This window comes from Corynebacterium sp. AOP36-E1-14 (genome assembly GCF_052377495.1).
Classification (GTDB): domain Bacteria; phylum Actinomycetota; class Actinomycetes; order Mycobacteriales; family Mycobacteriaceae; genus Corynebacterium.
Genome location: NZ_JBQSWV010000035.1, coordinates 1 through 23899, shown reverse-complemented (window position 1 = coordinate 23899; position 23899 = coordinate 1). Strand labels below are relative to the sequence as shown.

The 23899-nt window shown below is 70.2% G+C and carries 25 protein-coding genes and 1 pseudogene; 13 read left to right on the top strand and 13 right to left on the bottom strand.

All coding sequences use genetic code 11. The annotated features are described in order from the left end of the window. Positions 1 to 86 precede the first annotated feature (86 nt). Positions 87 to 1118 (top strand): methyltransferase, encoded by a 1032-nt coding sequence (locus ACT3TD_RS13215; protein ID WP_301441800.1) that lies wholly within the window; start codon positions 87 to 89, stop codon positions 1116 to 1118. Here the strand turns inward: ACT3TD_RS13215 and ACT3TD_RS13210 are convergent. Further along, complete coding sequence (locus tag ACT3TD_RS13210) at positions 1115 to 1564, bottom strand: DUF4442 domain-containing protein (RefSeq protein WP_301441799.1); 450 nt, start codon at positions 1562 to 1564, stop codon at positions 1115 to 1117. The two genes, ACT3TD_RS13215 and ACT3TD_RS13210, sit on opposite strands and share 4 nt — an antisense overlap. 140 nt (positions 1565 to 1704) lie before the next feature. On the opposite strand from ACT3TD_RS13210, the gene ACT3TD_RS13205 reads away from it, so the two are divergent. The 7 genes from ACT3TD_RS13205 to ACT3TD_RS13175 all read left to right on the top strand — a co-directional run bounded on the left by ACT3TD_RS13205 (position 1705) and on the right by ACT3TD_RS13175 (position 8001). Then, positions 1705 to 2697 carry a glycerophosphodiester phosphodiesterase family protein gene (locus tag ACT3TD_RS13205; RefSeq protein ID WP_301441798.1) on the top strand — a complete coding sequence of 331 codons (993 nt, stop codon included), beginning with the start codon at positions 1705 to 1707 and terminating at the stop codon, positions 2695 to 2697. Positions 2698 to 2763: 66 nt separating this feature from the next. Beyond that, positions 2764 to 3792 (top strand): lipase family alpha/beta hydrolase, encoded by a 1029-nt coding sequence (locus tag ACT3TD_RS13200; protein ID WP_441579638.1) that lies wholly within the window; start codon positions 2764 to 2766, stop codon positions 3790 to 3792. 64 nt (positions 3793 to 3856) lie between these two features. After that, the gene (locus ACT3TD_RS13195; protein WP_301441796.1) at positions 3857 to 4633 is read left to right on the top strand and encodes an SDR family oxidoreductase; all 777 of its coding nucleotides are present in this window, start codon (positions 3857 to 3859) and stop codon (positions 4631 to 4633) included. A gap of 89 nt (positions 4634 to 4722) precedes the next feature. Then, positions 4723 to 5565, top strand: coding sequence for an ABC transporter ATP-binding protein (locus ACT3TD_RS13190; RefSeq protein WP_301441795.1), 843 nt, complete (start codon positions 4723 to 4725; stop codon positions 5563 to 5565). Beyond that, positions 5562 to 6326, top strand: a complete 765-nt coding sequence (locus tag ACT3TD_RS13185) for an ABC transporter permease (RefSeq protein WP_301441794.1) — start codon at positions 5562 to 5564, stop codon at positions 6324 to 6326. The genes ACT3TD_RS13190 and ACT3TD_RS13185 overlap by 4 nt, the downstream gene beginning before the upstream one ends. Then, positions 6323 to 7390 (top strand): sensor histidine kinase, encoded by a 1068-nt coding sequence (locus tag ACT3TD_RS13180; RefSeq protein WP_301441793.1) that lies wholly within the window; start codon positions 6323 to 6325, stop codon positions 7388 to 7390. Before ACT3TD_RS13185 ends, ACT3TD_RS13180 begins: the two co-directional genes overlap by 4 nt. Next, positions 7387 to 8001 (top strand): response regulator transcription factor, encoded by a 615-nt coding sequence (locus tag ACT3TD_RS13175; protein ID WP_301441792.1) that lies wholly within the window; start codon positions 7387 to 7389, stop codon positions 7999 to 8001. The genes ACT3TD_RS13180 and ACT3TD_RS13175 overlap by 4 nt, the downstream gene beginning before the upstream one ends. Here ACT3TD_RS13175 and ACT3TD_RS13170 read toward each other — a convergent pair. The 3 genes from ACT3TD_RS13170 to ACT3TD_RS13160 form a co-directional block, all read right to left on the bottom strand. Beyond that, positions 7983 to 9170, bottom strand: coding sequence for an MFS transporter (locus tag ACT3TD_RS13170; protein WP_301441791.1), 1188 nt, complete (start codon positions 9168 to 9170; stop codon positions 7983 to 7985). The two genes, ACT3TD_RS13175 and ACT3TD_RS13170, sit on opposite strands and share 19 nt — an antisense overlap. 167 nt (positions 9171 to 9337) lie before the next feature. Then, positions 9338 to 9823 carry a hypothetical protein gene (locus tag ACT3TD_RS13165; protein WP_301441790.1) on the bottom strand — a complete coding sequence of 162 codons (486 nt, stop codon included), beginning with the start codon at positions 9821 to 9823 and terminating at the stop codon, positions 9338 to 9340. Continuing rightward, positions 9820 to 10347, bottom strand: coding sequence for a nucleoside 2-deoxyribosyltransferase (locus tag ACT3TD_RS13160; RefSeq protein WP_301441789.1), 528 nt, complete (start codon positions 10345 to 10347; stop codon positions 9820 to 9822). The genes ACT3TD_RS13165 and ACT3TD_RS13160 overlap by 4 nt, the downstream gene beginning before the upstream one ends. Before the next feature lie 55 nt (positions 10348 to 10402). On the opposite strand from ACT3TD_RS13160, the gene ACT3TD_RS13155 reads away from it, so the two are divergent. Further along, a complete protein-coding gene (locus ACT3TD_RS13155; protein WP_301441788.1) occupies positions 10403 to 11383 on the top strand; it encodes a nucleoside hydrolase in 981 nt (326 codons plus the stop codon). A gap of 13 nt (positions 11384 to 11396) precedes the next feature. Here ACT3TD_RS13155 and ACT3TD_RS13150 read toward each other — a convergent pair whose 3' ends face one another. From ACT3TD_RS13150 to ACT3TD_RS13125, 6 genes are all read right to left on the bottom strand, one after another. Continuing rightward, entirely contained in the window at positions 11397 to 12944 is a 1548-nt protein-coding gene (locus tag ACT3TD_RS13150; protein WP_301441787.1) for an ABC transporter permease, read from the bottom strand. Positions 12945 to 12982: 38 nt separating this feature from the next. Next, on the bottom strand, positions 12983 to 13747 hold the full coding sequence (locus ACT3TD_RS13145; RefSeq protein ID WP_301441786.1) for an ABC transporter ATP-binding protein: 765 nt from the start codon (positions 13745 to 13747) through the stop codon (positions 12983 to 12985). Beyond that, positions 13744 to 14832: an ABC transporter substrate-binding protein gene (locus ACT3TD_RS13140; protein WP_301441785.1), complete on the bottom strand. Its 1089-nt coding sequence runs from the start codon at positions 14830 to 14832 to the stop codon at positions 13744 to 13746. The genes ACT3TD_RS13145 and ACT3TD_RS13140 overlap by 4 nt, the downstream gene beginning before the upstream one ends. A 123-nt stretch (positions 14833 to 14955) precedes the next feature. Further along, a complete protein-coding gene (locus tag ACT3TD_RS13135) occupies positions 14956 to 15807 on the bottom strand; it encodes an HAD family hydrolase (protein ID WP_301441784.1) in 852 nt (283 codons plus the stop codon). Between the two features lie 13 nt (positions 15808 to 15820). Further along, complete coding sequence (gene rhuM / locus ACT3TD_RS13130) at positions 15821 to 16087, bottom strand: RhuM family protein (protein ID WP_301441813.1); 267 nt, start codon at positions 16085 to 16087, stop codon at positions 15821 to 15823. A gap of 89 nt (positions 16088 to 16176) precedes the next feature. Next, positions 16177 to 17106: a LysR family transcriptional regulator gene (locus ACT3TD_RS13125; protein ID WP_301441783.1), complete on the bottom strand. Its 930-nt coding sequence runs from the start codon at positions 17104 to 17106 to the stop codon at positions 16177 to 16179. 58 nt (positions 17107 to 17164) lie between these two features. On the opposite strand from ACT3TD_RS13125, the pseudogene ACT3TD_RS13120 reads away from it, so the two are divergent. Continuing rightward, a pseudogene (locus tag ACT3TD_RS13120) lies at positions 17165 to 17935 on the top strand (EamA family transporter); the annotation flags it as partial. A 55-nt stretch (positions 17936 to 17990) separates the two neighbouring features. Here ACT3TD_RS13120 and ACT3TD_RS13115 read toward each other — a convergent pair. Both ACT3TD_RS13115 and ACT3TD_RS13110 read right to left on the bottom strand, forming a co-directional pair. Beyond that, complete coding sequence (locus ACT3TD_RS13115) at positions 17991 to 19637, bottom strand: flavin-containing monooxygenase (protein ID WP_301441782.1); 1647 nt, start codon at positions 19635 to 19637, stop codon at positions 17991 to 17993. Positions 19638 to 19759: 122 nt separating this feature from the next. Next, the gene (locus tag ACT3TD_RS13110) at positions 19760 to 21457 is read right to left on the bottom strand and encodes a hypothetical protein (protein WP_444638018.1); all 1698 of its coding nucleotides are present in this window, start codon (positions 21455 to 21457) and stop codon (positions 19760 to 19762) included. Between the two features lie 188 nt (positions 21458 to 21645). Here ACT3TD_RS13110 and ACT3TD_RS13105 point away from each other — a divergent pair, with 188 nt between their 5' ends. Together ACT3TD_RS13105 and ACT3TD_RS13100 are read left to right on the top strand one after the other, a co-directional pair. Continuing rightward, positions 21646 to 22179, top strand: coding sequence for a peptidylprolyl isomerase (locus tag ACT3TD_RS13105; protein ID WP_441579719.1), 534 nt, complete (start codon positions 21646 to 21648; stop codon positions 22177 to 22179). 68 nt (positions 22180 to 22247) lie between these two features. Then, positions 22248 to 22814 carry a rhomboid family intramembrane serine protease gene (locus tag ACT3TD_RS13100; RefSeq protein WP_301444245.1) on the top strand — a complete coding sequence of 189 codons (567 nt, stop codon included), beginning with the start codon at positions 22248 to 22250 and terminating at the stop codon, positions 22812 to 22814. On the opposite strand, the gene crgA is transcribed toward ACT3TD_RS13100, so the two are convergent. After that, the gene (crgA, locus tag ACT3TD_RS13095; protein WP_301444246.1) at positions 22777 to 23055 is read right to left on the bottom strand and encodes a cell division protein CrgA; all 279 of its coding nucleotides are present in this window, start codon (positions 23053 to 23055) and stop codon (positions 22777 to 22779) included. The two genes, ACT3TD_RS13100 and crgA, sit on opposite strands and share 38 nt — an antisense overlap. Before the next feature lie 91 nt (positions 23056 to 23146). Here crgA and ACT3TD_RS13090 point away from each other — a divergent pair, with 91 nt between their 5' ends. Next, on the top strand, positions 23147 to 23821 hold the full coding sequence (locus tag ACT3TD_RS13090; RefSeq protein WP_301444247.1) for an aminodeoxychorismate/anthranilate synthase component II: 675 nt from the start codon (positions 23147 to 23149) through the stop codon (positions 23819 to 23821). Positions 23822 to 23899 lie beyond the last annotated feature (78 nt).

Below are 23899 nucleotides of genomic sequence, written 5' to 3'. Positions count from 1 at the left end.
GGTGTGCTTGGCGGCGACGTTGGACTGGATGAAGTCAGCACCCTTTAGCAACACGCCCTAGCAGGGTCCGTGGAACAATCAGCGGTATGACGGAAATCGCCGACGACACCACCACCGCCGACCGGGCGCTGCGCCACTTGCGCACCGGCGGCACGCTGCTGTGGACGGGCGACTTCCACAACGCCCGCCAGCTGCTCAAGGCACTCGACCGGCGGCTGACGAAGCGGGCCGGGAGGCGTCGGACCGGGGATACCGACGCCGCGACGCTGTTCCTGCGCCAGCGCGCCGAACGCGCCGAGCGGGCGGACGTCCTGGGCCGCGTCCTCGTCGATCTGGGGGAGGACTACAGCCTCGACCTGCGACGGGCGCCGGACGTGCGCGAGGCGTGCCGGCACGCCTACGGGCAGGACGGCCCGCGGCGCGTGCCGTTCACCGAACTGCAGGGCGTCCTCGGCGCCTGGCAGTGGCACCTGCGCGGGGTGTGGGTCGAGGAGCTCGGCGACCACGTCCACCCGGACTACGGCGTCTTCTCGCCGACGCGCAGCGAGTACGTCGGCCTGGTCGACCGGCTCGCCGACGAGACGTCCGGACGCGACGTCCTGGAGATCGGCACCGGCACCGGCGTCCTCGCCGCCGTCCTGGCACGGCACGGGGCACGCGTGACGGCGACGGACGTCAGTGCGCGTGCCGTGACCTGCGCGCGCGCCAACCTGGAGCGCCTCGGGGTCTCCGCCGAGGTCGTGGAGGCCGACCTGTGGCTGCCCGGGCAGCGCGCGGACATCGTCGTGTTCAACCCGCCGTGGCTGCCGGGCACGCCGACCTCCGAACTGGAACTCGGCATCTACGACGACAGGTCGGACGCCCTGCGCCGCTACCTCGCCGGGCTCGCCGAGCACCTCACCGACGGCGGGGAGGGCTGGCTGGTGCTCTCCGACCTGGCCGAACACCTCGGCCTGCGCACCCGGGAGCAGCTGGAGGGGTGGATCGCCGACGGTGGGCTGCGCGTGGTCGGGCGGGAGGACACAGCCCCACGCCACCCGAAGGTCCGCGACGCCGACGACCCGCTGCACGTCGCCCGCAGCCGCGAGGTCACCTCGCTGTGGCGTCTGCGCGCCTAACGCTTGCGCCGGTAGTACACCTGGCGGCGGACCGTGGCGACGGTGTCGCCGGCCTCGTCGGTGACGTCCACCTCGAACCAGTGCAGGTACTTGCGCCCCTCGGTGGTCTCCTCGCGGATGCGTTCGTAGGTGGCGTCGTCGATGCGCATGTCGGCGGTGAGGGTGCCGCGCCCCGGTTTGAGGAACGAGACCTCCGCGCCGACGTCCCACACGTTGAACCCGCCGCCCAGGCGCGCCATGGAGGCGAGCATGAAGAAGGGGTCGGTCATCGACATGATCGTGCCGCCGAAGGCGGTACCCACGATGTTCCTGGTCAGGCGGTTGGGACGGTGGGTGACGAGGACGCGCGAGCCGTCCTGCGCGAACTCGCGGATCTTCACCCCGGCACCGAGCAGGGGCGGCCACAGGGGCATGAGACGTCGGAGCTGGGTGGTGTTGATGTCCATGCTCTCCGTGTCTAGCACGATAGGCAACTGGTTGCTTAAGTTTCGGTGAACCTTCGGCAACGTCCCCTGCGGCGGGCGCGGCGGGCCGTTACGGTCAGATCGCCCCCGACGACAGCCCCCGACAAAAGCCCAGGAGAACCATGCCCCGCACCCCTCACATCGCCGCCGCCGTCTCCGTCTCCGCCGTTCTGGCCGCGGGGCTCGCCGCGTCCCCCGCCGCCGCCTCGGTGACCGGCAGCCTCGGCCTGCCGCCGGTGCCGCCGGCGGTGTCCTCCCCGGCGGACAACCTGCCGTCCACCTTCGACCTGCAGGCCCACCGCGGCGGACGCGGCGAGTACACCGAGGAGTCGGTCGCCGCCTTCGACCACGCCCTCGACCGGGGCGTGACCACCCTCGAGCTGGACGTCCACCTGTCCGCCGACGGCGTCCCCGTCGTCTGGCACGACGCCTCCATCCAGGCCGACAAGTGCACCGGCGAGCACGTCGGCGAGGACGTCCACGACCTCACCTTTGAGCAGCTGCAGACCCTCAACTGCAACCTGCCGCTGGAGGACTACCCCGACGCCGTCCACGCCGACGACAACCGCATCCTCTCCCTCACCGACGTCTTCGACCTCGCCGCGCGCGACCCGCAGGTCCACTTCAACATCGAGACCAAGATCGAGGCGGAGCAGCCGGAACGTTCCGCCCCGGCGCAGGAGTACGTGGACGCGATCCTCGACGCCGCGCAGGACGCCGGGACCACCGACCGCATCGCCGTGCAGTCCTTCGACTGGTCCAGCCTGCCGCTGGTGCGCGAGCGCGCACCGCAGGTCCCGCTCATCGCCCTGTTCGACGCGACGACGTGGGTGCCGGACTCGCCGTACCTCGGCCCGGTGGACTACGGCGACGGGGACGTCGTCGCCGCCGCGCAGCGGCTCGGCGTCGAGGTGCTCAGCCCCGCCTACGAGGACGTCGACGCGGCGTCCTTCATCACCCGGGCGCACGACGCGGGCCTGCGCGTGGTGCCCTGGACCATCAACGAGGCCGCGGACATGGAGGAGTACGTCGACGCCGGCGCCGACGGCGTGATCACCGACTACCCCACGCGCCTGCGCGACATCCTGCAGGAGCGGGGCGTCGCCTACCGGTGACGAAACTGCCTCGAACCACACCGATCCATGTTTGCGGGCGAACAGGATCCGGTACGGTTCTGGATCATGTTACGTTTCAAAACCAAAGGCGCCGTCGCCGTGGCGACGGTGGCCACCGTCGCGGCCGTGACCGTCTCCACTGCGCCAGCTGAGCCCGCCGCCCCGTCCAACTTCGTCGACGCCTTCGTGCAGAGCTTCCACGACCCGCTGCGCTCCCCGGCCGGGGCCAACGACTGGGACTGCACCAGTGACCGCAACCCGGTCGTCCTGATCCACGGGACGTGGGAGAACGCCTACGACAGCTGGTCCGCACTGGCGCCGGCACTCGCCGACGACGGGTACTGCGTCTTCGCCCCGAACTACGGGCGCGCGGAGATCCAGGACAAGGGCGGCGTCGGCACCGTCCTGCCGAACACCTTCGCCACCGGCGACATCGCCGAGTCCGCCACCGAGGTCGGCGAGTTCGTCGACCGCGTCCTCGAGGCCACCGGCAGCGAGGAGGTCGACCTCGTCGGGCACTCCCAGGGCGGGCTGCTGGCACGCCAGTACCTCACCTTCAACGGTGGGGCGGACAAGGTGGACAGGGCCGTGACCCTCGGTGCCACGAACCACGGCACCACCCTGTCCGGTATCGCGAACCTCAACCGGTTCATCGGTGGCCTCGGCCTGGACCTCGACCCCGCGCTGGACTACGTGATCGGCGAGGGCGGCACCCAGCAGCAGTACGGCTCACCGCTGCTCGAGCGGCTCAACGCCGCGGGCGACACCGTGCCCGGCGTGGACTACACCGCGGTCGGTACGAAGTACGACGAGGTCACCACGCCCTACGACTCGACGTTCCTCACCGCCGGTGAGGGTGCGAGCGTCACCAACGTCACCGTGCAGGACGGGTGCGAGCAGGACCATTCGGACCACGTCTCCATGTCCTACTCGCCGCGGGTCGTCGACATCGTGCGTGACGCCCTGGACCCCGGCAGCGTCCCGGAGAAGCGCTGCACACCGAACTCGCCGATCATGGGTGCCGGCACCACGGAGATCACCGAAGGCCTCACCGGGCCCTTCGGCTGGCTGTCGGAGAACACCCGCCCACTGTAGTGGGGGAAAGCTCATTTTTCGGATTGTGATGTATCTATGTTGGACCCCTGATAGATTGCGCCCTATGAACAACACGAAGAGCATCTTCATCTCCGGCGGCGCCGCCGGAATCGGTCGCGAGGTCGCACTGAAGTTCCGCGACGCAGGCTGGACCGTCGGCGCCTACGACATCGACGAGCAGGGCCTCGAGCTGCTCAAGGAGCAGTTCCCCGACATCATCACCGGCCGTCTGGACGTCACCGACTACGAGTCGTGGGAGGAGGCCCTGGCCGACTTCACCTCGCACACCGGTGGCCGTCTCGACGTCCTCGACAACAACGCCGGCATCATCGGCGACCACGACGTCGCCGACCAGGCCCCCGGCCTGATCGCCAAGCAGATCGAGATCAACTGCACCGGCATCACCTTCGGCGCGCGTGCCGCCCACCAGTACCTCAAGAACACCAAGGGCTCGCACATGGTGTCGATGGGGTCGGCGTCCGGCATCTACGGTCAGCCGCACATCACCCCGTACTCCGCCTCGAAGTTCTACGTGCACGGTTTCACCCAGGCGATGAGCCTGGAGTGGCGCAAGGACAAGATCCGCGTGGTCAACATCATGCCGCTGTGGGTCAAGACCAAGCTCGCCGACGTCGAGGCCGCCTCGACCAAGCGTCTCGGTGTGCGCATCAAGACCGAGGACGTCGCCGACGCCGTGTGGAAGTCCGTGCACCCGAAGAACTGGCTGGAGCGTCAGCGCCAGGACTACTCGGTGTCCTTCCCCGACCTGGCCCTGCGTCTGGCCGCCCGGTTCTCCCCGGCCCCGGTCGCCCGCGAGTTCAACAAGATCATCGCCGGCTGATCACCGGGTCGGACACATGACAACTGTCATGGTCACGTCGTGACCGTTGCCCCGGGCCTTCGGGTCCGGGGCGCGGTTGTGTTGGGGGCATGGAGAACACAGCCACCACAACACACACGGCCATCAACGCACAGGGGCTGCACAAGTCCTTCCGCGGCGGCGTCAGTGCCTTGCAGGACGTCAGCCTGACCGTCACCAGCGGGGAGATCGTGGCCCTGCTCGGCCGCAACGGCGCGGGCAAGACCACCCTGATCGACCTGGTCCTCGGCCTCACGAAACCCACCGCCGGCACGGTCAACGTGCTCGGCGGCACACCGCGTGCCGCGATCACCGGCCAATGCGTCGGGGCGGTGATGCAGACCGGCGGGCTGCTGCCCGACATGACCGTGGAGGGCACGGTGGCGATGATCGCCGCCACGATGCACCGTCCGCGTCCCGTCGCCGAGGTGCTGGAGCACGCCCGGCTGACCGACATGAGGAAACGCCGTGTGGGACGCTGCTCCGGCGGTGAACAGCAACGCCTGCGCTTCGCCCTCGCCCTGCTCGGCGACCCACGGCTGCTCATCCTCGACGAGCCGACCGCGGGCATGGACCCCGCCAGCCGCCACGACTTCTGGGAGGACATGCGCGTGCAGTCCGCCCGCGGGGTCACCGTCGTCTTCGCCACGCACTACCTGCAGGAGGCGCAGGACGTCGCCGCACGGATCGTCCTGCTCGACGGTGGTGCCGTCGTCGCCGACGGCACCACCGAGGAGCTGCGCGGCGGCGGGGACGTCGTCGTGGAGTACGACCTGGACGGCCACCACTCGGTGACCACCGGGGAGTCGGACGCGCTGGCGCGCGACCTGCTCTCCCGCGGCGCGTCCAACCTGCGTATCAGCGGGCGGACGCTGGAGGACACGTTCATCCGGCTGACCGGGGGTGCGCGATGACCACGCTACGTTTCGCCCTGCACGACCTGCGTCGGCTCTCCCGCGACGGCGCGATGCTCTTCTTCTCCATGGGCCTGCCCGTGGTGTTCTACCTGGTCTTCGGCCAGGCGATGGGGTTCGGCGACGAGTCCGTGGGCCGAGGCGACGTCTCGGCGTACATCATGATCGGCATGGCGCTCTACGCCGGCGTGACCGGCGCGGTCGCCGCCGCCGGGCAGGTCGTGGTCGAGAGCACCACCGGCTGGGGACGCCAGCTCGCGCTCACCCCGCTGACCCACGCGCAGCTGGTGGCGTCGCGTCTGCTGGGCATCACCATCCGCGCGGTGCTGCCCGTCGCCGCCGTGTTCACCGTCGGTGCGGTGACCGGCGCGTCGATGCCGGCTGCGGCGTGGGCGGCGTCCTTCCTGCTGTGCGTCGTCGGCGCGGTTCCCTTCGGTTTCTACGGCATGGCCTGGTCGCAGGCCTGGCCCACGGAGACCTCGGTGAGCATCGCCGGGACCAGCGTGGTGGTGCTCGCGTTCCTCGGCAACCTGTTCATGCCCCTGCCGGAGACGATGATGACCGTGGGACGCTTCAGCCCGATGTACGGGGCGGTGTCGCTGGCCAGGTGGCCGCTGAGCGAGGGCTACCAGTCCGTCTCGTACGAACCGTGGCTCGTGCACGACCCGCTATGGTGGGCGGTGGTGAACTTCCTGGTCTGGACGGCGGTCCTCGTCGCCGTGGTCCTGGCCCTGCACTCCCGGGAGAAGGGACGGCGATGAAGAACTTCGACGGTGCCTCCAGCCTGATGGCGTCCATCTGGCTGGTCGTGCTCGTGGTCCCCGCGGTGGTGCTGGTCGTCACCGAGGGGTTCACGCCACGCACGGTGGCCGGGGTCGCCCTGTTCGTACTCTTCGGCACGGTGTACGCCACCGCCTTCGGCCTGGTCGACCACTGGCCGGGCGGGATGTCGATGATGCGGCGCTACCTGTTCTGGTTCTCCCTGCTCGCCGTCGTGGCGGTGGTGACCGCCGTGGTCGTCGGCGCGTTGGCGACCTTCCTCGTCCCCTTCTTCGTGGCGGTGCTGTCCTTCCCGCTGCCGGTACGGTTCAGCCTGCCGGCCACCGTGGTGCTGGTGGTCGTGTCGACGGCGCTGGTGTGGCTGCTGGAACCGGCGGCGATGCCCGGGGTGCTGGGCGGCACGCTGGTCTCCCCGGCGATGGTCTACGCCGTGGCACTGGTGACCCGCCGCTACGAGGAACGCGCGGAGCTCGAGCACGACCTGGAGATCTCGCGGCAGCGCGAGTCCATCGCCGTGGACGTCCACGACCTGCTCGGCCACTCCCTGACCGTGGTGACCCTGAAGTCCGAGCTCGCCGGACGCCTCGTCGACACCGACCCGGCGGCGGCGAAGGACGAGCTCGAGCAGATCACCCGGATCTCCCGCACGGCCCTGGCCGAGGTGCGCTCCACGGTGACGCGGATGCGCTCGCCCGACCTCGCCGGCGAGGTGGAGGCCGCGCGCCGGGCGCTGGGCACCGCGGGCATCCGCGCCGTCCTGCCCCACGACGTGTCGGTGGCCGGGGTGAACGCCCACCTGTACTCGTGGGTGGTGCGTGAGGCGGTGACGAACGTGGTGCGTCATTCGCGGGCGCGTACGTGCGAGGTGACGATGAGCGCCGACCGGGTGCAGGTCAGCGACGACGGTGTCGGCGGGACGGACGCGGCCCGGTGGGGCAACGGGCTGACCGGGCTGGGTCGCCGCGTCGCCGATGCCGGCGGCACGCTGACAGTGGACGGCACCGCCGGCACCACCGTGCTGGTGAGAATGGCAGGTCAACAATGATCCGGGTACTTGTCGCCGACGACCAGGACCTGGTGCGCGGTGCCCTCGCCGCGCTGCTCGCCACCGAACGCGACATCGACGTCGTCGCCGAGGTCGGACGCGGCGACGAGGTGGTCGACGCCGTGCGGGAGCACCGCGTCGACGTCGCCCTGCTCGACATCGAGATGCCCGGCATGACCGGCATCGAGGCGGCGGAGGAATTACAGGCGCTGGCGGCGTCCGGCACGTCCTGCCGTTCGGTGATCGTGACGACGTTCGGACGCCCCGGCTACCTGCGCGCCGCGCTCGCCGCCGGTGCCACCGGCTTCGTGGTGAAGGACACCCCGGCGTCCCAGCTGGCCGAGACGGTGCGTCGGGTGCACCGCGGGCTGCGCGTGGTCGACCCCGCACTGGCGGAGGAGTCCCTGTTCACCCCGGACTCACCGCTGACCGCGCGCGAGGTCGAGGTGTGCCGCGCGGCGCGCTCCGGGGCGGGCGTCCGGCAGATCGCCGCCCAACTGCACCTGTCGCAGGGCACGGTACGCAACCACCTGTCCTCGGTGATCGGCAAGACCGGGACGTCCAACCGCTTCGAGGCGGTGGGCGTGGCCGATCAGAACGGGTGGCTGTGACGTGCGGTGACGAGCACCGACACCGCGCAGACCGCCGCGCCGACGCAGAACACCGGCACGTAACCCACCGTCGGGGCGATCAACGAGACCACGAACGGCATGAAGAAGCCCAGGTACGTCAGGGCGTAGAAGACCGCGGTGAGCGAGCCGAGCTCCCCGGGCCCGGCGATGCGCTGCACCTCGCGCAGCCCGGAGACCATCATGATGCCGTAGGCCGTGCCCAGCACCACCGCGGTGGGCACCAGGAACCACACCGCCTGGGTGGTCACCACCACGATCGAGGCGACCATGCCCAGCCCGGCGGTGCCCAGCGCGTACATCGGCGGGGTCACCCGCGTGTGCACCGGCAGCCGCCCCGCCCACGGCTGCACGAACGTGCCGGTCAGCATGGTGACCCCGGCGATGAGCCCGGTGTAGGCGACCGGTGCCGACACCTGTGCGGTGACCAGCGGGGGCAGCACGGCGAAGGACGTCGTGGCCAGGCCGAACGCCCACGGCGCCCACAGTGCCACCGTGAACAGGAACCGCGGTGAGCGCGCCGAGGGCGGGACACGCAGCCGGGAGTCCGAGCGTCGGCCGGCCTCCGGGGTCACCCACACCAGCGGGGTGACGACCAGCGCCATGACCAGGTGCAGGATCAGCGGGGTGGTGTCCGGCCCCGGCAACCACTCGGCGACCGGGCCGCTGACCAGCGGGCCGACCCCGAAACCGGCGGACGTGGCGGCGGTGGCGCGCCGGGCGGCGGCCCCGTCGGTACCGTCTGCATCCGGCGTGACCTCCTTGAGCCACGACGCCCCGGCGGCGAGGACCAGGCCCACCGCCACGCCGGTGAGCATGCGTCCCGCGCTGAGCAGGACGGGGCCGGCGGCAGCAGTGGCGTCAGTGGCGTCAACGGCGAGGTGCGCGGCGAGGGTGACGAGCGTGCCCGCCACGGAGAACAGCAGCGCGGGACGCACCACGGCGCGGCGTCCACGACGGTCCGACAGCGGGCCGCCGACCATGAGTGCGGGGATCAGGCCGAGGACGTAGACGGCGAGGATGAGGTTCACCGGTGCCTGCGCGAGACCGTGGACGTCGCGCATCACCGGCAGCAGCGGGGCGAAGAGGTTCGCGCCGTAGGAGACGGCGAACATGCCCAGGGCGATGCGGACCCAGGGTGGCAGTGTCATGAGTCACATTGTGGCATGCGCTTCGCGGGCTTATGGATACCGGGCTGTTTCTGACGCAGAAAGGTCCAGTAGAACAGCGCAGAAAGGTACAGTAGGTGAGGCCAATGCAGGTCAGACGATTTCATCAGTGACACGTCCGATGGGGGATCAGGGCCTCACGGAGCGGCTCACTGCACGACGAGGCCGGTCGTGGAACCGCCCGTGGCACACTGCTCGGGAAGGCCGTCCAGGTCCTCGAGCTGCACCGGCACCGCCTCGACGCTGATCGGTTCGCCGACGTAGACGGTGTCCTGCCCCGGTGGGGTGACCGACGGGCGGCCCTGCTCGGTCACCGACTCCGTCCCGGCGGGGAAGACCACCGGCCGTGGAGCCTCGTCGGTGGACCCGTCGACGATCGCGAAGCAGGAGCCCTGCCCGGTGACGAGACGGCCGTCGATGCTCTCCGCTGTGCCCTCTGCGCCGTCTGCGCCGCCGTCGGAGGCGGACAGGGCGATCGGGCCGCGGCCGGAGGCCTCGACAGAGAGGGCACTTGCCCCGGTGGCGGCTTCAGTGGTCGACTCGGTGGCTGGCCCGCCGTCCCCGCCGCAGGCGGTGAGGGGCAGCGTGACCAGGACGGCCAGCACGCCGACGGCGGTGGTGCGCGGAGACCTCATGCATCTCCGCGCAGGTCGGCGGCGACGGCGCGCACGGCGTCGGCGAAGCTGCCGGCGACGTTCGTGGCGGGCACCGCCATCATCAGGTTCACCGCGAAGCCGAAGTCCTCCACGAAGCGGCCCTCCGGGTCGGTGGGGCGCTCGCCGGGCGTGACCGGACCGTGGAAGCGCTCCACCCGTTCCACGGTGGTCGCCCCCTCGGAGTAGACGTACAGCTTCTTGCCCAGGGCGTGGGCGAACCCCAGCTCGAAGCAGGTGCCGGAGTCCGGTTCGGCGCCGCGGAAGTGGTTGACGTTGGCGATGACCGCGTCGGCGCCACGGATCTTGGTGACGTTCTTGTCGAAGATCCACGTCGCGTCCGGTTCTGCCGGTGCTGCAGTTTCGTCCAGTCCGGCGTCCAGCGGGGCGACGGGCGTCAGCCCGTTGTCGCGGCAGACCTGCTGCATGCGCGCGACCACGTCGGCGGCGTCCGGCAGGAACACCTCCGGTCCCGCCAGGTAGACCCTGTACTCCTGCGTGCTCAACTGTCCTCCTGTGTTCGGTGTCCTCCGGCCCGCCGATGGTAGCTACACTGGCCCGATGATCGCGAACCCCGTGTACCTGGACTGTGACACCGGCATCGACGACGCCCTCGCCCTGGGCTACCTGCTCACCGGCCCCACCGACCTGGTTGACCTGGTCGGCGTGGGGACGGTGCACGGCAACGTCAGCGCCGCCGGTGGTGCCGAGAACACCCGCCGCCTGCTTGCCCTGGCAGGACGCGACGTGCCCGTCGCGACCGGTGCGTCCGACCCGTTGGTCGGCGCCTTCGCCGGCGGCGCGGTGGAGGTGCACGGCACCGACGGGGTGGGGGAGGTGCGCGAGCGGCTGCTGCCGCCGGTCAGAGAGCAGGACGCCGCCACGCAGGACGCCGCCGACCTGCTGATCGACCTGTCGCACCGCCACGCCGGACGCCTGCACGTGCTGGCGATCGGGCCGCTGACGAACCTCGCCGTGGCACTGGAGCGCGACCCCACGCTGGTCGACCGCGTCGCCCACGTCACGGTGATGGGTGGTGCGGCGATGGTCGCCGGCAACATCGGCCCGGTGACCGAGGCGAACATCGGGCACGACCCGGAGGCCGCCCAGGTGGTCGTCACCGCCGGGTGGCAGGTCACCCTGGTGCCGCTGGACACCACGATGGAGAACACCTTCGAGGCGTCCGACATCGCCGCGCTGCAGGCGTCCGACGTGCCCTTCGTCGCCGCGGTGGGGGAGATGCTGGACTACTACTCCGACTTCTACCGCGACATCTACGGGCGTCGGTGCTGTGCGCTGCACGACCCGTTGGCCGCGGCCGTCGCCCTCGGCGAGGTGGAGCTGCTGCGCGCGCCGAAGGTGCCCGTCGTCGTCGACACCACCGACGGGCCGGGGCGTGGGCAGACCGTCTGCGACCTGCGGCACCAGCGCCCCGCGGCAGGACGCCACGACGTGGACGTCGACGGCGCGACCGTGCGCGTCGTGATGCGCTGCGCCGACGGTTTCGCCGACCTGCTGCGCACCCGGTTGCTGGAGATGTGACGCGGCGGTTCGCTCACACGCCCCAGCGTCGGCGGGCCGCACCCTCCAGCAGCGAGGCGAGCCCGTAGAGCACCAGCGCGCTGACCGTCACCACCGTCACCGACGCCCACACCACGTCGGTGTCCGCACTGCCCACCGCGGTGATCACCGTGTTGCCGATGCCCACACCGGTGGCCAGCCACTCCGCCAGCAACGCACCCGACAGCGCGCCGGGGATCGCGATGCGCACCGCGGCGAAGATCGCCGGCAGGCACGCCGGCACCCGTACCGTGACCAGCTCGCGGGTACGTCCGGCACCGTAGGTGCGCACCAGGTCCACCAACGCCGGCGGCACGTTCTTCAACGCCGAACCGATGTTGACCAGGGCGGGGAAGAAAACGATGATCGCGCCCATCACCGCCACCGTGAGCTGCCCACGGCCGATGACGATGATCAGCACCGGGGCGATCGCCACCAACGGCACCGACTGGAAGAACAACGCCAGGGGCATCAGCGCACGCTCCAGGGTGGGTGCCACCAGGAACAGCGAGGCCACCAGGACCGCGGCGACGAGGCCCAGCACGAAACCCGTCGCCGTGTCGAGCAGCGTGCGCCACAGGTCCGGCAGCAGGGTGACGAGGTGGTTCGTGCCGTCCGTGTTGTCGGCCAGGTAGGAGACGACCTGCGCCGGGGTGCGTCCCACGAAGGGGGAGATGCCGAGGAGCCGCAGGCCCAGCGTCCACACCACCACGATGACCACCAGGGAGACCACGACCTCCACCGCGACGGCGGTGGGGGAGCGCCGGCCACGCTCCGGGGCGGCCGTCGACACCTCCGCCGACCCCCAGCCCAACGTGGTGACCAGCCGGGCCAGCAGGGCCATCACCGCGAACCACGCGCCGGCCAGCACGGCGGCGGCCAACGCCAACGCCCACGTGCGTGAGACGTCCGACGACTGCTGGGCGTTCAGCAACGCCGGACCCAGACCACGGTCCACCCCGCCGACGTACTCGCCGAGGATCGCGCCGAGCACCGAGATCGGCGCGGCGACCTTCAGCGCCGTGAGGAACGACGGAACCGCCGCGATGAGCTGCACCTTCACCAGCCGTGTCCAGCGAGAACCGCCGTAGACGTCCACCAGGTCCAGGGAGCGACGGTCCGCGGCGTCCAGCCCCAGCAACGTGCCGACGACGGTGGTGAAGAAGATCGCCAACGCCGACAGCAGCACCGCCGTCGCCGACGGGTCACCGCTCGACGGCGCACCGACCATGAGGTAGATGACCGGGCCGACGGCGATGATCGGCAGCGAGTAGGTGATCACCGCGACCTGCATCACGATGCCGCGCAGCCGCGGCACCAGCAGGGCCAGCACCGACACCGCCACCGCCAGGCCCACGCCCAGCAGGTAGCCCTGCCCGGCCTCCATGGCGGTGACCTTCAGGTTGACCCAGTAGAAGTTCAGGCCGTCGTCGGCGATGCGGGCCACGATGTCGCCGGGGGTGGGGATCGTGCCCAGGGGGCGCAGCACCGTGGCGGCCAGCAGCCACCACAGTGCGAGCGCGCCGAGGAGCACGGCGGGCACGGACAGCACAGACAGCGTTCGTCTCGCCTGCCGCGACATCAGGCGTCCTCGAAGGAGAACAGCAGGTCGGACACGTGGTCGACGATGGCGTGGAACTCCGGGGTACGCATCATCTCCGGGGTGCGCGGACGCGGCAGGTCGACCTCCACGACCTCGCGCACCGCGCCGGGCCGAGCACTCATCACCGCGATGGAGTCCGCCAGGAACACCGCCTCGGAGATGCCGTGGGTGACCAGCAGCGTGGTGGACGGGTTCTCCGTCCAGATGCGCTGCAGCTCCAGGTTCATCCGCTGGCGCGTCATGTCGTCCAGCGCACCGAAGGGCTCGTCCAGCAGCAGGACGGACGGGTCGGCGGCCAGGGCACGCGCGATGGAGACACGCTGGCGCATGCCGCCGGACAGCTGCCCGGGCTTCGCCCCCTCGAACCCCTCCAGGCGCACGAGCTTCACCAGCTCGGCGAGGGTGTCGTCCGGCAGGGGGTTGCGGGCGATCTCCCGCGGCAGGCGGATGTTCGATTCCACCGAACGCCACGGCAGCAGCGCGGCGTCCTGGAAGGCGATGCCGAGCTCGTGGCGGCTACGCAGCTCCTTCGGCGTGAGGTCGTGCACCGTCGCGGTGCCGGCGGTGGGTTCCTCCAGACCCGCCAGGATGCGCAGGACCGTGGACTTGCCGCAGCCCGACGGGCCGACGAGCGCCAGGAAACTGCCGCGCGGGACGTCCAGGCTCACGTGGTCCAGGGCGGTCACGCCACCGGGGAAGGTCTTGGTGAGGTCGTCGAGGCGGATACCGGTGCCGGTGCTCATGGTGCGTCCTTCGTGTCGGTGGGGAGGGGTTCGGCCAGTTCGGGGTGCTCTTCGTAGACCTCGTCGAGCAGGCTCATGTCGAAGAGTTCCTCGCGGGAGACGTCGATGCCGGCGAGACGCAGCGCCGCCACATTCTCGTCCATCGCCTCGTCGGTGAGCCGGAAGAGCTGGTTCGGCAGGGTGTGGTCGTTGACGATGTACTCCGTCTGCGCCTCCGCCTGCAGCAGCTCCTTCTCCGGGTCGAGGCCGAGGTCCGCACCGTAGACGTCCGTGGACAGCTCCGCCCCGCGCGCCGGGTCGGTGACGGCGTCGCGCCAGCCGCGGATCGAGGCGACGAGGAAGTCCTTGAGGTTCTCCCGGTTGTCCTCGATGCTCTCCCGCGACACCGCGTAGGACGCCCCGGCGAAGGGCATCCCGTGGTAGGCCAGCGGCAGGGAGACCACGTCGTGGCCGGCGCGCTGCAGGTCGATGAGCTGGTTCGCGGCGAGTCCGTGGAAGCCGTCGACCTCGCCGCTGGTGAGTACGGCGGTCTCCCCGGCGGGGACGAAGGTGATGGTGGACGGGTCGACGTCGTTGGCCCGGGCCAGGCCCTCCACCATCGATTGTGCGGTGCCCGGGGTGACGGCGATGCGGGCGCCCTCCAGGTCGGCGGGGGTGCGGATGGCGTCGGGGCCGTCCATGGAGAGGATGGTGAAGGCGTTGACGCTGTAGATCGCCCCGATGATGGTGATCGGCATGCCCTCTTCGGCGATGGCGTTGGCGGTGCCCAGGGCCATGGAGCCGGCGACGGTGGCGTGGCCGGTGGCGGCGGACTGCTCCACGGCGGTGGGCCCGGCGATGAGGTCGACCTTGGAGAAGCCGGCGTCCTCGTAGTAGCCGTCGTGGTCGGCGATGTACTCCCCGGCGTTCTGCGAGTTCTTCACGAAGGCGAGCTGGATGCGCAGGGCGTCGTCGTCGAGTCCGCGGAGGGCGCAGCCGCCGAGGCTGAGGGCGGTGACGGTGAGCAGGGCGGTGAGGACCGTCCCGGCGCCGCGGCGTCTGGAGGTGTGCCGGGCGGCGCCCGGTGGTGTCAGGCTGAACGTCATGGGCGTCAACTCTACGGTGCGGTGGTGTCGACGGCAGTGCGTGGGAAGGCCGGACGGCGAAGTGCCCGTTTCGCCGTTCATTCCGGACATGCACCGTTGCTCGTCGGCAGCCGGTCCCGGCAGCTACCCCAGCAGCCGGCGCAGCACCTGCACCACGCCGTCCTCGGTGTTCGCCGGCGCCACGTAGTTCGCCGCGGCGGTGATGCCGGGGTGGGCGTTGGCCATGGCGAAGGACAGGTCGCCCTCGCCGACCATCTCCAGGTCGTTGAGGTAGTCGCCGAAGACCGCGGTGTCCGCCCGCGAGATCCCCAGCTCCTCCTGCAGGTCGTGCAGCGCGGAGCCCTTGTTCGCCTCCGGCAGCATGATGTCGATCCAGTTCGCCCCGGAGATCACCACGGCGTTGTCCGCCTCGACCTGGCTGGCCAGCGCGCCCTCGCCGGTGAAGAGCACCGGGGCGGCGTCCTCCGCGGAGCCGAAGGCGAAGACCGCGACCTTGACCACGGGGCCCTGCACCGTGGTCAGGTCCTCGACCTGCTTCAGGGAGTGGTAGTACTTCGCGGCCTCGTCGAGGAACTCGCGGTCGGTGCTCTCCACGTAGGCGACCTCCGGGGTGCACACGACCAGGCCCAGACGCCGGTCCGTCCCGCGCACTGCGGCGATGCACTGCTGCACCGTGTCGCCGGACAGGGGAGAGGTGGCGACGACCTCACCGTCGTGCACGACCACGGTGCCGTTCTCGGCGAGGTAGGTGCGGATGCCGCGGTCGCCGAACATGTCGTGCAGGGTGGCGTACTGGCGTCCGGACGCGGGCACCACCACGATGTCGCGCTGCTGCATCACCGGCAGCAGGTCCCAAAATGCCTCGGGGACGGTGCCGTCCTCGCGCAGCAGGGTGCCGTCCATGTCGAGGACGACGAGGCGGAGGTCGGGGGTCGCGGCGAGTTCGGTCCAGGGGCGCGTGGTGGTGTCGGTCATGGGCACCATGGTTTCACATGACCCCTGCGCACCGGGCACAGCAGGTGCCCGCAATCAGTGGCAGGATCCTTCTGTGATCCGCAGGGAGGGCGTCACGGACCCGGTAACCGACGGCGAGGATGGCATCCAGGTTGTAGTGGGTGACGTCCCGGCGGATGGTCCGGTCGCCCTCAGATCGAACTGTTTGGAGTTTTCTAACAGTTCGATCACTGGTCAGCGACACTTTCTCGAGGATGTTCTTGAAGTGAGCGCTGATCGTAGGAACGCTCACCCCGAACATTTGGGCAACCTGCGCCTGGGTCATCCAGACCGTCTCGCCGACGCCGACCGCATGGTTTCACATGAAACATCGCCGCGCGGCCACGCACCTCACAGCTGATCCGGGGTCTCCGGCGACTCCCGCCGCGCCGCGGCGCCCAGTGCGGTACGGAACACTCGCACCCCGGGATGGTCGGCGTAGCCTTCGCGCACCGCGGTGAAGAGCTGGCGGTGCGGCGAGCCGGGCATCGCCAACGCCTGGGTGTGGTCCAGGTGCGGGCCGGCCAGCATCGCCGGGATCACCGTGACCCCGTGCCCGGTGCGCGCCATGTGCGCGCGCAGGATCGGGTCGGCGGTCTCACACTTCACCCGCGGTTCCACCCCGGCTTCGCGTAGGACGGTCCGCTCCCAGCGTCCCTGCGGCATCGTCGCCGGCTCCAGGATCCACGGGTATTCGGCGAGGTCCGCCAGTCCGTCCAGCTCCTCGGCGGGCACGGCCCACCGGCCGGTGGTGGGCAGGACCAGCAGCATCGGGTCGGCGAAGAGTTCTTCGCGGTGCAGGCCGGGGCGCACCGGTTCGGGCTGGCCGGGGAACTCGTCGCCGATGACCACGTCGTAGGAGTGCGCCGCCAGGCCCTCGAAGGCCTCGGCGACCTCCCGGTGGTAGACCTCCACGTTCAGCGCGGGATGACGCTTCTCCAGCATGGTCAGTGCCGTCGGCAGGATCGTGGCCAGCGCGGACTGGAAACTTGTGACACGTAGCGTGCCCTCTGCCCCCGGGCGTGCGGACGCCAGTTCCGCCTCCGCGGAGTCCAGGATCGTGAGCACCTCTTCGGTGCGCGCCACGAGACGCAACGCCGCGCCGGTGAGCCGGACGCCGCGTCCCACGGTCTCCAGCAGCGGCACCCCGGCCTCGCGTTCCAGCTGACTGAGCTGGTGCGAGACCGCGGACGGCGAGTAGTGCATCTCGCGGGCCACCGCGGCCAGGGTGCCGCGCTGGTGCACCTCGCGCAGCAGGGTCAGTCGTTGAATGTTGAGCACAATTCACCATTATCGTTCAGATACCTGAGATAGACGAACCATTGGTGCGGGCCCCACAATGAGAGCCATGAGCATCACCCGTTCCTCCGCACTCGTCCTGGCGTCCTGCGCATCCCTGCAGTTCGGCGCCGCGACGGCCGTCGGACTCTTCGACACCCTCGGTACCTGGGGCGTGACCTTCCTGCGCCTCACCATCGCCGGTGCCCTGCTGCTGGTCGTCGCGCGACCGGCGTTGCGCGCCTGGAACGCCGGCGACTGGCGCGCCGTCGCCTTCTTCGCGGTGATGATGGCCGGGATGAACGGGTTCTTCTACGCCTCCCTCGACCGCATCCCGATGAGCGCGGCGGTCGCCGTCGAGTTCATCGGCCCGCTGGTCTACGCCGGGCTCACCTCCCGACGACGCGGCGACCTCGTGTGGGTCGGCCTCGCCGCCGCCGGCATGGCCGTGCTCGGGTTCGAGGCCCTGTCGGACGCCGCGCTCGACCCGGTCGGCATGCTGCTCGCGCTGATCGCCGGGGTGTTCTGGGTCGGCTACATCGTCGGCTCCGCCGCCGTGGGCCGGCGCATCCCCGGCACCGGCGGCCTCGCCGTCGCCATGCTCCTCGGCGGCCTCATGCTCGCCCCGGTCGGACGCGCCGGCGTGGAGGGCGTCACCGCCGACCCGTGGCTGATCGTGCCGGCGGTGGTCACCGCCCTGATGGCGTCGGTGATCCCCTACTCCCTGGAGCTCGCCGCGCTGCGCCGCCTGCCGTCGGCCGTCTTCAGCGTGCTGATCAGCCTGGAACCCGCCTTCGCCGCGCTGGCCGGTTTCGTGCTGCTCGACCAGGAGATGACGCCGCTGCGGGCGGTGACCATCGTGCTGGTGATCTCCGCCTCCGTGGGCATCACGTGGTCGGCGCAGCGTCGTGAGAACCGGTCGGCCCAGGCGACACAGCCTGGGCGGTCGAGGCAGGAAGAGCGCGTGCGACGGCCACGGCTGCGTCGTCGAACACCATCTCCTCAGTGAGGTCCCCGCGCGCCAGCTCCGGCCATTCGCGCAGGTAGTCCTGCCGGTACAGCCACGGTGACCGGTCACCCTGGCGCGGGGTCACGTGCTGCGAGCGTTTGATGTAGCCCGCGTCGAACTCCAGCAACGCCCGACGCTCCACGTCCGACCCTGGGAACACCGGCGCGGCCAACGACTCACCCCGGTTGACCATGTGGTGCCACAGCCGCACCATGTAGCGGGCCGTGAGGTCCGCCCGCGTGGTCCACGACTGGTTGAGGTAGCCGACCGTGAAACTGAGGTTCGGCAGGCCCGAGATGAGCACACCCCGGTAGGCCACGGTGTCCGGCAGTCCCACGGGCGCGTCGTCCACGGTGAGTTCCGCGCCGCCGAACAACTGCAGCTGCAGCCCCGTCGCCGCGATCACCGTGTCCGCCTCCAGCACCGTGCCGTCCTGCAGGCGCACGCCCTGCGGTACCAGACGGTCGATCGTGGCGGTGACGACCTTCGCCCCGCCGTCCTTGATCGCGGCGAAGATGTCGCCACCCGGGGCCTTGCACACCCGCTGCGCCCACGGACGGTACGGCGGGGTGAAGTCCCGGCGGATCTGTGAGGGGGAGAGCCACCGCAGCTGCAGGGCGTGCAGGAACCCGCTGAACAGGAACGGCGTGCCCTTGGCGAGGTACCACTGCACCATGTCGCGGGTGATGTGGTTGGCGCGGGCGACCTTGTACGCGAGACGCTTGTTCGGGATCAGCGACGCCCAGATGGTGGTGATGGTGTCGAACCGGGGCAGCGCGGCGACCCACGTCGGCGTGCGCTGCAGCATCGTCACGTCCGCACCCTTCTGCGCCAGCGCCGGCAGCAGGGTGACCGCCGTGGCACCGGAACCGATGATCACGATGCGGCGTCCGGCGACGTCGCCCTGCTCCTCCGGACGCCACTGCTGGGCGTGCACGAGCTGCCCGTCGAAGTCCTCCTCGCCGTCGAAGTGCGGCTGGAACCCCGCCCGGTGGTCGTAGTACCCGCAGGCCAGGTGCAGACGCCGCGTGCGGGTGAGCGTCTCGGCACGGTCGGCGTCCGTGGCGTCCGACCGGTCGTCGGGGCCGTGACGCCACGCGCGCACCGTGGTGACCTCCCAGTGCGGACCGTGGGCCTCGGCCGCGGGTCCGGTGGTGACGAAGTTGGCCCGCTTCACCCAGGTGCGCAGCTGGATACGCTGCAGCACGCCGTCGTCGCGGGCGGCGTCGCGCAGGTACTCGCGGATGTCCGCGCCCTCGCCGAGCGTGCCCTTGTGCGGCCAGTGCCGGTACGGCAGGCCGAAGCTCGCCATGTCCGAGTCGGAGCGGATGCCCGGGTAGGTGAAGGTGTTCCAGGTGCCGCCGAGGTCGTCGTTGGAGTCGACGATCCGCCAGTTCCAGCCGGGGAACTCGTCGACGACGTGGTGGGCGAGGTCGATGCCGGCGACACCTGCCCCCACGATGAGCAGGTCGAGAACGGTGGAGTCGGTGGTGCCGGTGGGCTCGGTGGGCTCGGTGGTGGTCATGTCAGTCACCCTACTGGCTGACTATCGTCTCCGGAACCAAATCTTCTGCATCGGACGGGCCCGCCGGGACGCGGAAAACCCCCGGACGTAACGTCCGGGGGTTCACGCGGGGTCAGGGGAGACTACAGGCGGTGCTTTCCGCCGTCGTCCTCCGGATCCTCCGGGTTGGCGTCCTTGGCATCCTTGGCGTCCTTCTTGTCCGCCTTCGGGGCGCCGGGAGCACCGGGAGCGCTGGGGGCCGCGGGCGCGTTCTTCTTCGCCTGCTTCTTGTCGGCCTCCTTCTTCACGTCCTCGGCCTTCTCCTGGACCTTGTCCTTGGCCTCCTCGGCCTTGTCGGCGACCTTGTCGGCAGCCTCCTTGGCCTTCTCCGGGGCCTTCTCGGCAGCCTCGTCAGCCTTCTCCTCGGCCTTGGCCGCGGCGGCCTTCGGCTTCGCGGCGGCACCGGTGGCGGGGGCACCGTTGGTGCGCGGGGTCTTCGCCGGGGCGGACGGGGCGGCCGAGCCGCTGCCCTTGGCCTTCTGCGCGACGAACGCGACGGCGGCGGCGATGATCGCCAGCAGCAGGATGTTGCGTCCCGTGTGCTTCTTGCGGTTCGCCTTGGCGGCCTTCTTCAGCTCCTTGGCACGGACCTTCTCGGCCTTCTTCGAGGCGGTCTTCTTGATCTTGCGCTGCGAACGGGAGAGCTGCTTGTTGGCGGTCTTCGCATTCTTCTGGGCGAACTTCTTCGCCTTCTTCGCCTGCTTGGACGCCTGCTTACGGCCCTTGGCACCCTCCTTCTTCGCGGTCTCGCCGACCTCGGAGGCCACCTCGGACGCCTGCGACCAGGCGCTCTCCAGGGACTTGCGGGCGGAGTTGCCGGCCTTGTCGGCCTTCTTCTTCGCCGCCTTCAGGTCCTTGCCGTGGTTCTTCTTGAGCTGCTTCTTCGACTTCTTGTCGGTCTCCTTCGCCGACTTCTCGGCGTCCTTGCCCGCCTTGCGGCCGGCCTCGACACCGGTGGCGGCCAGGGCCGCACCGGCCTTGCCGAGGTGGTTGGCGCGGTCGCGTGCGTCGTCGAGGGCGTCGCTCACGGCGTCCGACTCGAGGAATGCGGAACCGCGCTCCTGCGCCTGGGAGAACAGCTCGCCGCCGCGCTCGGCGGCGGTGCGGCCCCAGCGGGTGACGGTGTCGGTGAGGTCGGCGTCCGGCGCGTGACGCACCTGGTCGGCCAGGGCGTTCGCCCGGTCACCGGCGGCCGAGGTGACCGCGGAGACCCGCTTCTCCACGAAGTCGCGCGGGGACTCGTTGCGGCCCGCGGCCTTCTTGGCGACCTTGTGCTGACGCTTCAGTGCCTTGGCCTGGGTCTTGTCCGCCTTCGCACGACGCTTGTCAGCCTTCGAGGAGATCTTGTCGGCCTTCTTGGTGGCCTTCGACGCCTTCTTGCTGAGCTTCTCGGCCTTGCTGTCCTTCAGGGTGTCGAGAGCGCTCTCGGCCTCCTGTACGGCCTGGTCGAGGCCCTGCGTGGTGTCGTTCTTCGTGGCGTTGCTCACCGTAATTCCTTTCGAGGCGGTATTGCTGTCATCTTTGTCGGACGTCGGGGAGGCCGGCTGCCGTGCCGCCCGGTTCTCGGCGAGGAGCTGCTCCACGATCAACCGGTGGTGGCCCGGGGCCGAGGACAGGTCCTGCGGTCCCCGTGCACGTGCCCCGCTCCCGGCACGGGGCCGCAGAGCGTAGAGGCCGGAGACGTCGCGGACGTCCCCCTTCTTGCGCCTGCCGTCGCCGCCGAGACTCGACGAGACCTGCCGGGCGGCACGTAGCGCGGTGAACGCGGTGTTGGGGTCCATGGACCGTGCATCTCCTTCAACATCCTCGGCGGACCGGCCGGTAGTCGGTCACTTCTCTGGCACTTCACTAACGGTTCTTCTGTCGACACAAAATGGGTCGTCATCCAACGATAACCAAATCTGTCCCCGAGGGTAGTCGGAATCGGGCGATCAGGGGTGCCCGCCCGGCGTCCGGTAGCCTTGCCCCCATGACCGTTCAGAAAACCGCGACAGCGACCCTGCACACCAACCACGGCGACATCGTCATCGACCTCTTCGGTGACCAGTCCCCGGCCACCGTGAACAACTTCGTCGGCCTGGCCACCGGCGACAAGGAGAAGGCCCCCTACACCACGGAGAACGCCTCCGGCAGCACCGAGGGCCCCTTCTTCGACGGCGCGATCTTCCACCGCATCATCGACGGCTTCATGGTCCAGGGCGGCGACCCGACCGGCACCGGCCGTGGCGGCCCCGGCTACGAGTTCGCCAACGAGAACCACCCGGAGCTCCAGTTCGACCGTCCGTTCCTCGTCGCCATGGCGAACGCCGGCCGCGACACCAACGGCTCCCAGTTCTTCATCACCGTCGGTGCCCACCCGCACCTCAACGGCGGCTACACCATCTTCGGTGAGGTCACCGACAAGGAGTCCCAGAAGCTGGTCGCCAAGATCTCCCGCGTCTCCACCAACCGCATGGACCGTCCGGACGAGGACGTCGTCATCGAGTCCGTGGACGTGGCCTGATCCTCCGCAGATTCTTCACCGGTGCCCCCGCCACGGCAGGCCTGATCCTGGCCTGCCTGGTGGTCTACGTGGTCACCGGACTCGACAGCGGGAGCCTGGCGCGTCCCGCGTCGGCCCAGGGCGTGGCGTGGGACCTCATGGTCGACCCGCACGCCATCACCGCCGACGGTGAGTGGTGGCGTCTGCTCACCGGGGCATTCGTTCACCTGGACCCGGGCCATCTGCTGATGAACATGCTGCTCATCGGTCTGATCGGCCGGGAGCTGGAGCGTGCCTACGGCACGCTCACCATGGTGGTGTCGATGGTGCTCTGCGCCGTCGGCGGCGGGCTGGCCGTGATGTGGCTCCAGCCCGACAGCCTCGTCGGAGGGGCGTCGACCATCGGCTACGGCATGTTCGCCATGCTGGTGGGACTGTCCCTGGAGCGCAGGACGGACGTGCGCGCACCGTTGGTGCTCATCGTCGTCAACCTGCTGTACTCGGTGACCGCGGGCGGGGTCTCCCTGCCCGGTCACCTCGGTGGCCTGGCCGCCGGTGCGCTCGTCGCGGTCGTGCTGACCGTGGTGCGCCGGGGCCGTGGCGGCCGGTCGGACCGGGCTACTTCCAGCCCATGGTCATCAACAGACCCACGATGAACAGGCCGAAGCCGATCAGGTAGTTCCAGGCGTTGAGCTCCGCCATGAAGGGGATGTGCGGGCCGGCGATGTAGTTGACGACCAGCCAGGCCAGGCCCAGCAGCATCAGGCCGAGCATCACGACGATGTACCAGCGCGGCGTGCCGGTCGCGTTCAGCTTGACCGGTGTGCGGCGGTCGGCGGCCGAGGAGCCGACGGCGCCGTTGTACTCCGGTGAATCGGAGATCCGAGACTTCGGCATGTGTATCCCTCACTGACATGGTGACGTGTTCGAACTGAACCAACCCTACCAGCACGAACCCCGGATTCCCCCACGGGTTAGGATGAGCGTCATGCGCATCCTCGTCATCGACAACTACGACAGTTTCGTCTACAACCTGGTGCAGTACCTCGGGGAACTCGGCGAGGACTGCACCGTGTGGCGCAACGATGCCGGGCAGCTCGGCACGTCGGACGGTGACCTGGTCGGTGCGCTGGAGTCCTTCGACGCCGTCCTGGTCTCCCCGGGGCCCGGGGACCCGACCTCGGCGGGCCGCACGCTGGAGGTCATCGCGCATTGCGCCGCGCACCGCGTCCCCCTGCTCGGCGTGTGCCTGGGACACCAGGCGCTGGCCCAGCACTTCGGCGCGTCCGTGGTGCGCGCCGACGAGATCTTCCACGGCAAGACCAGCCCCGTCACCCACGACGGCACCGGGGTCCTCGCCGGGATCCCCAGCCCGTTCACCGTGGCCCGCTACCACTCGTTGACGGTCGACCCGGCGACGGTGCCGGACGACCTGGTGGTCACCGGGCGTGTGGCGTCCGGCATGATCATGGCGATGCGCCACGCGACCCTGCCGATGCACTCCGTGCAGTTCCACCCGGAGTCGGTGATGACCGGCAATGGGCACCGCATCCTCGCCAACTGGCTGTCGGACGCAGGACGGCCCGTCGACGAGGCCGAGCTGGCGCGTCTGGCCGAACGCCACGCCGCCACGCTCGCCGGGGCGACCGCCACCGGCGTGTAGCCGTCCCCGGCACGACAGAACCCGGCACCCACGTGGGTGCCGGGTTCTCGCGTCGGGTCATGCAGGGTTCACACCCGG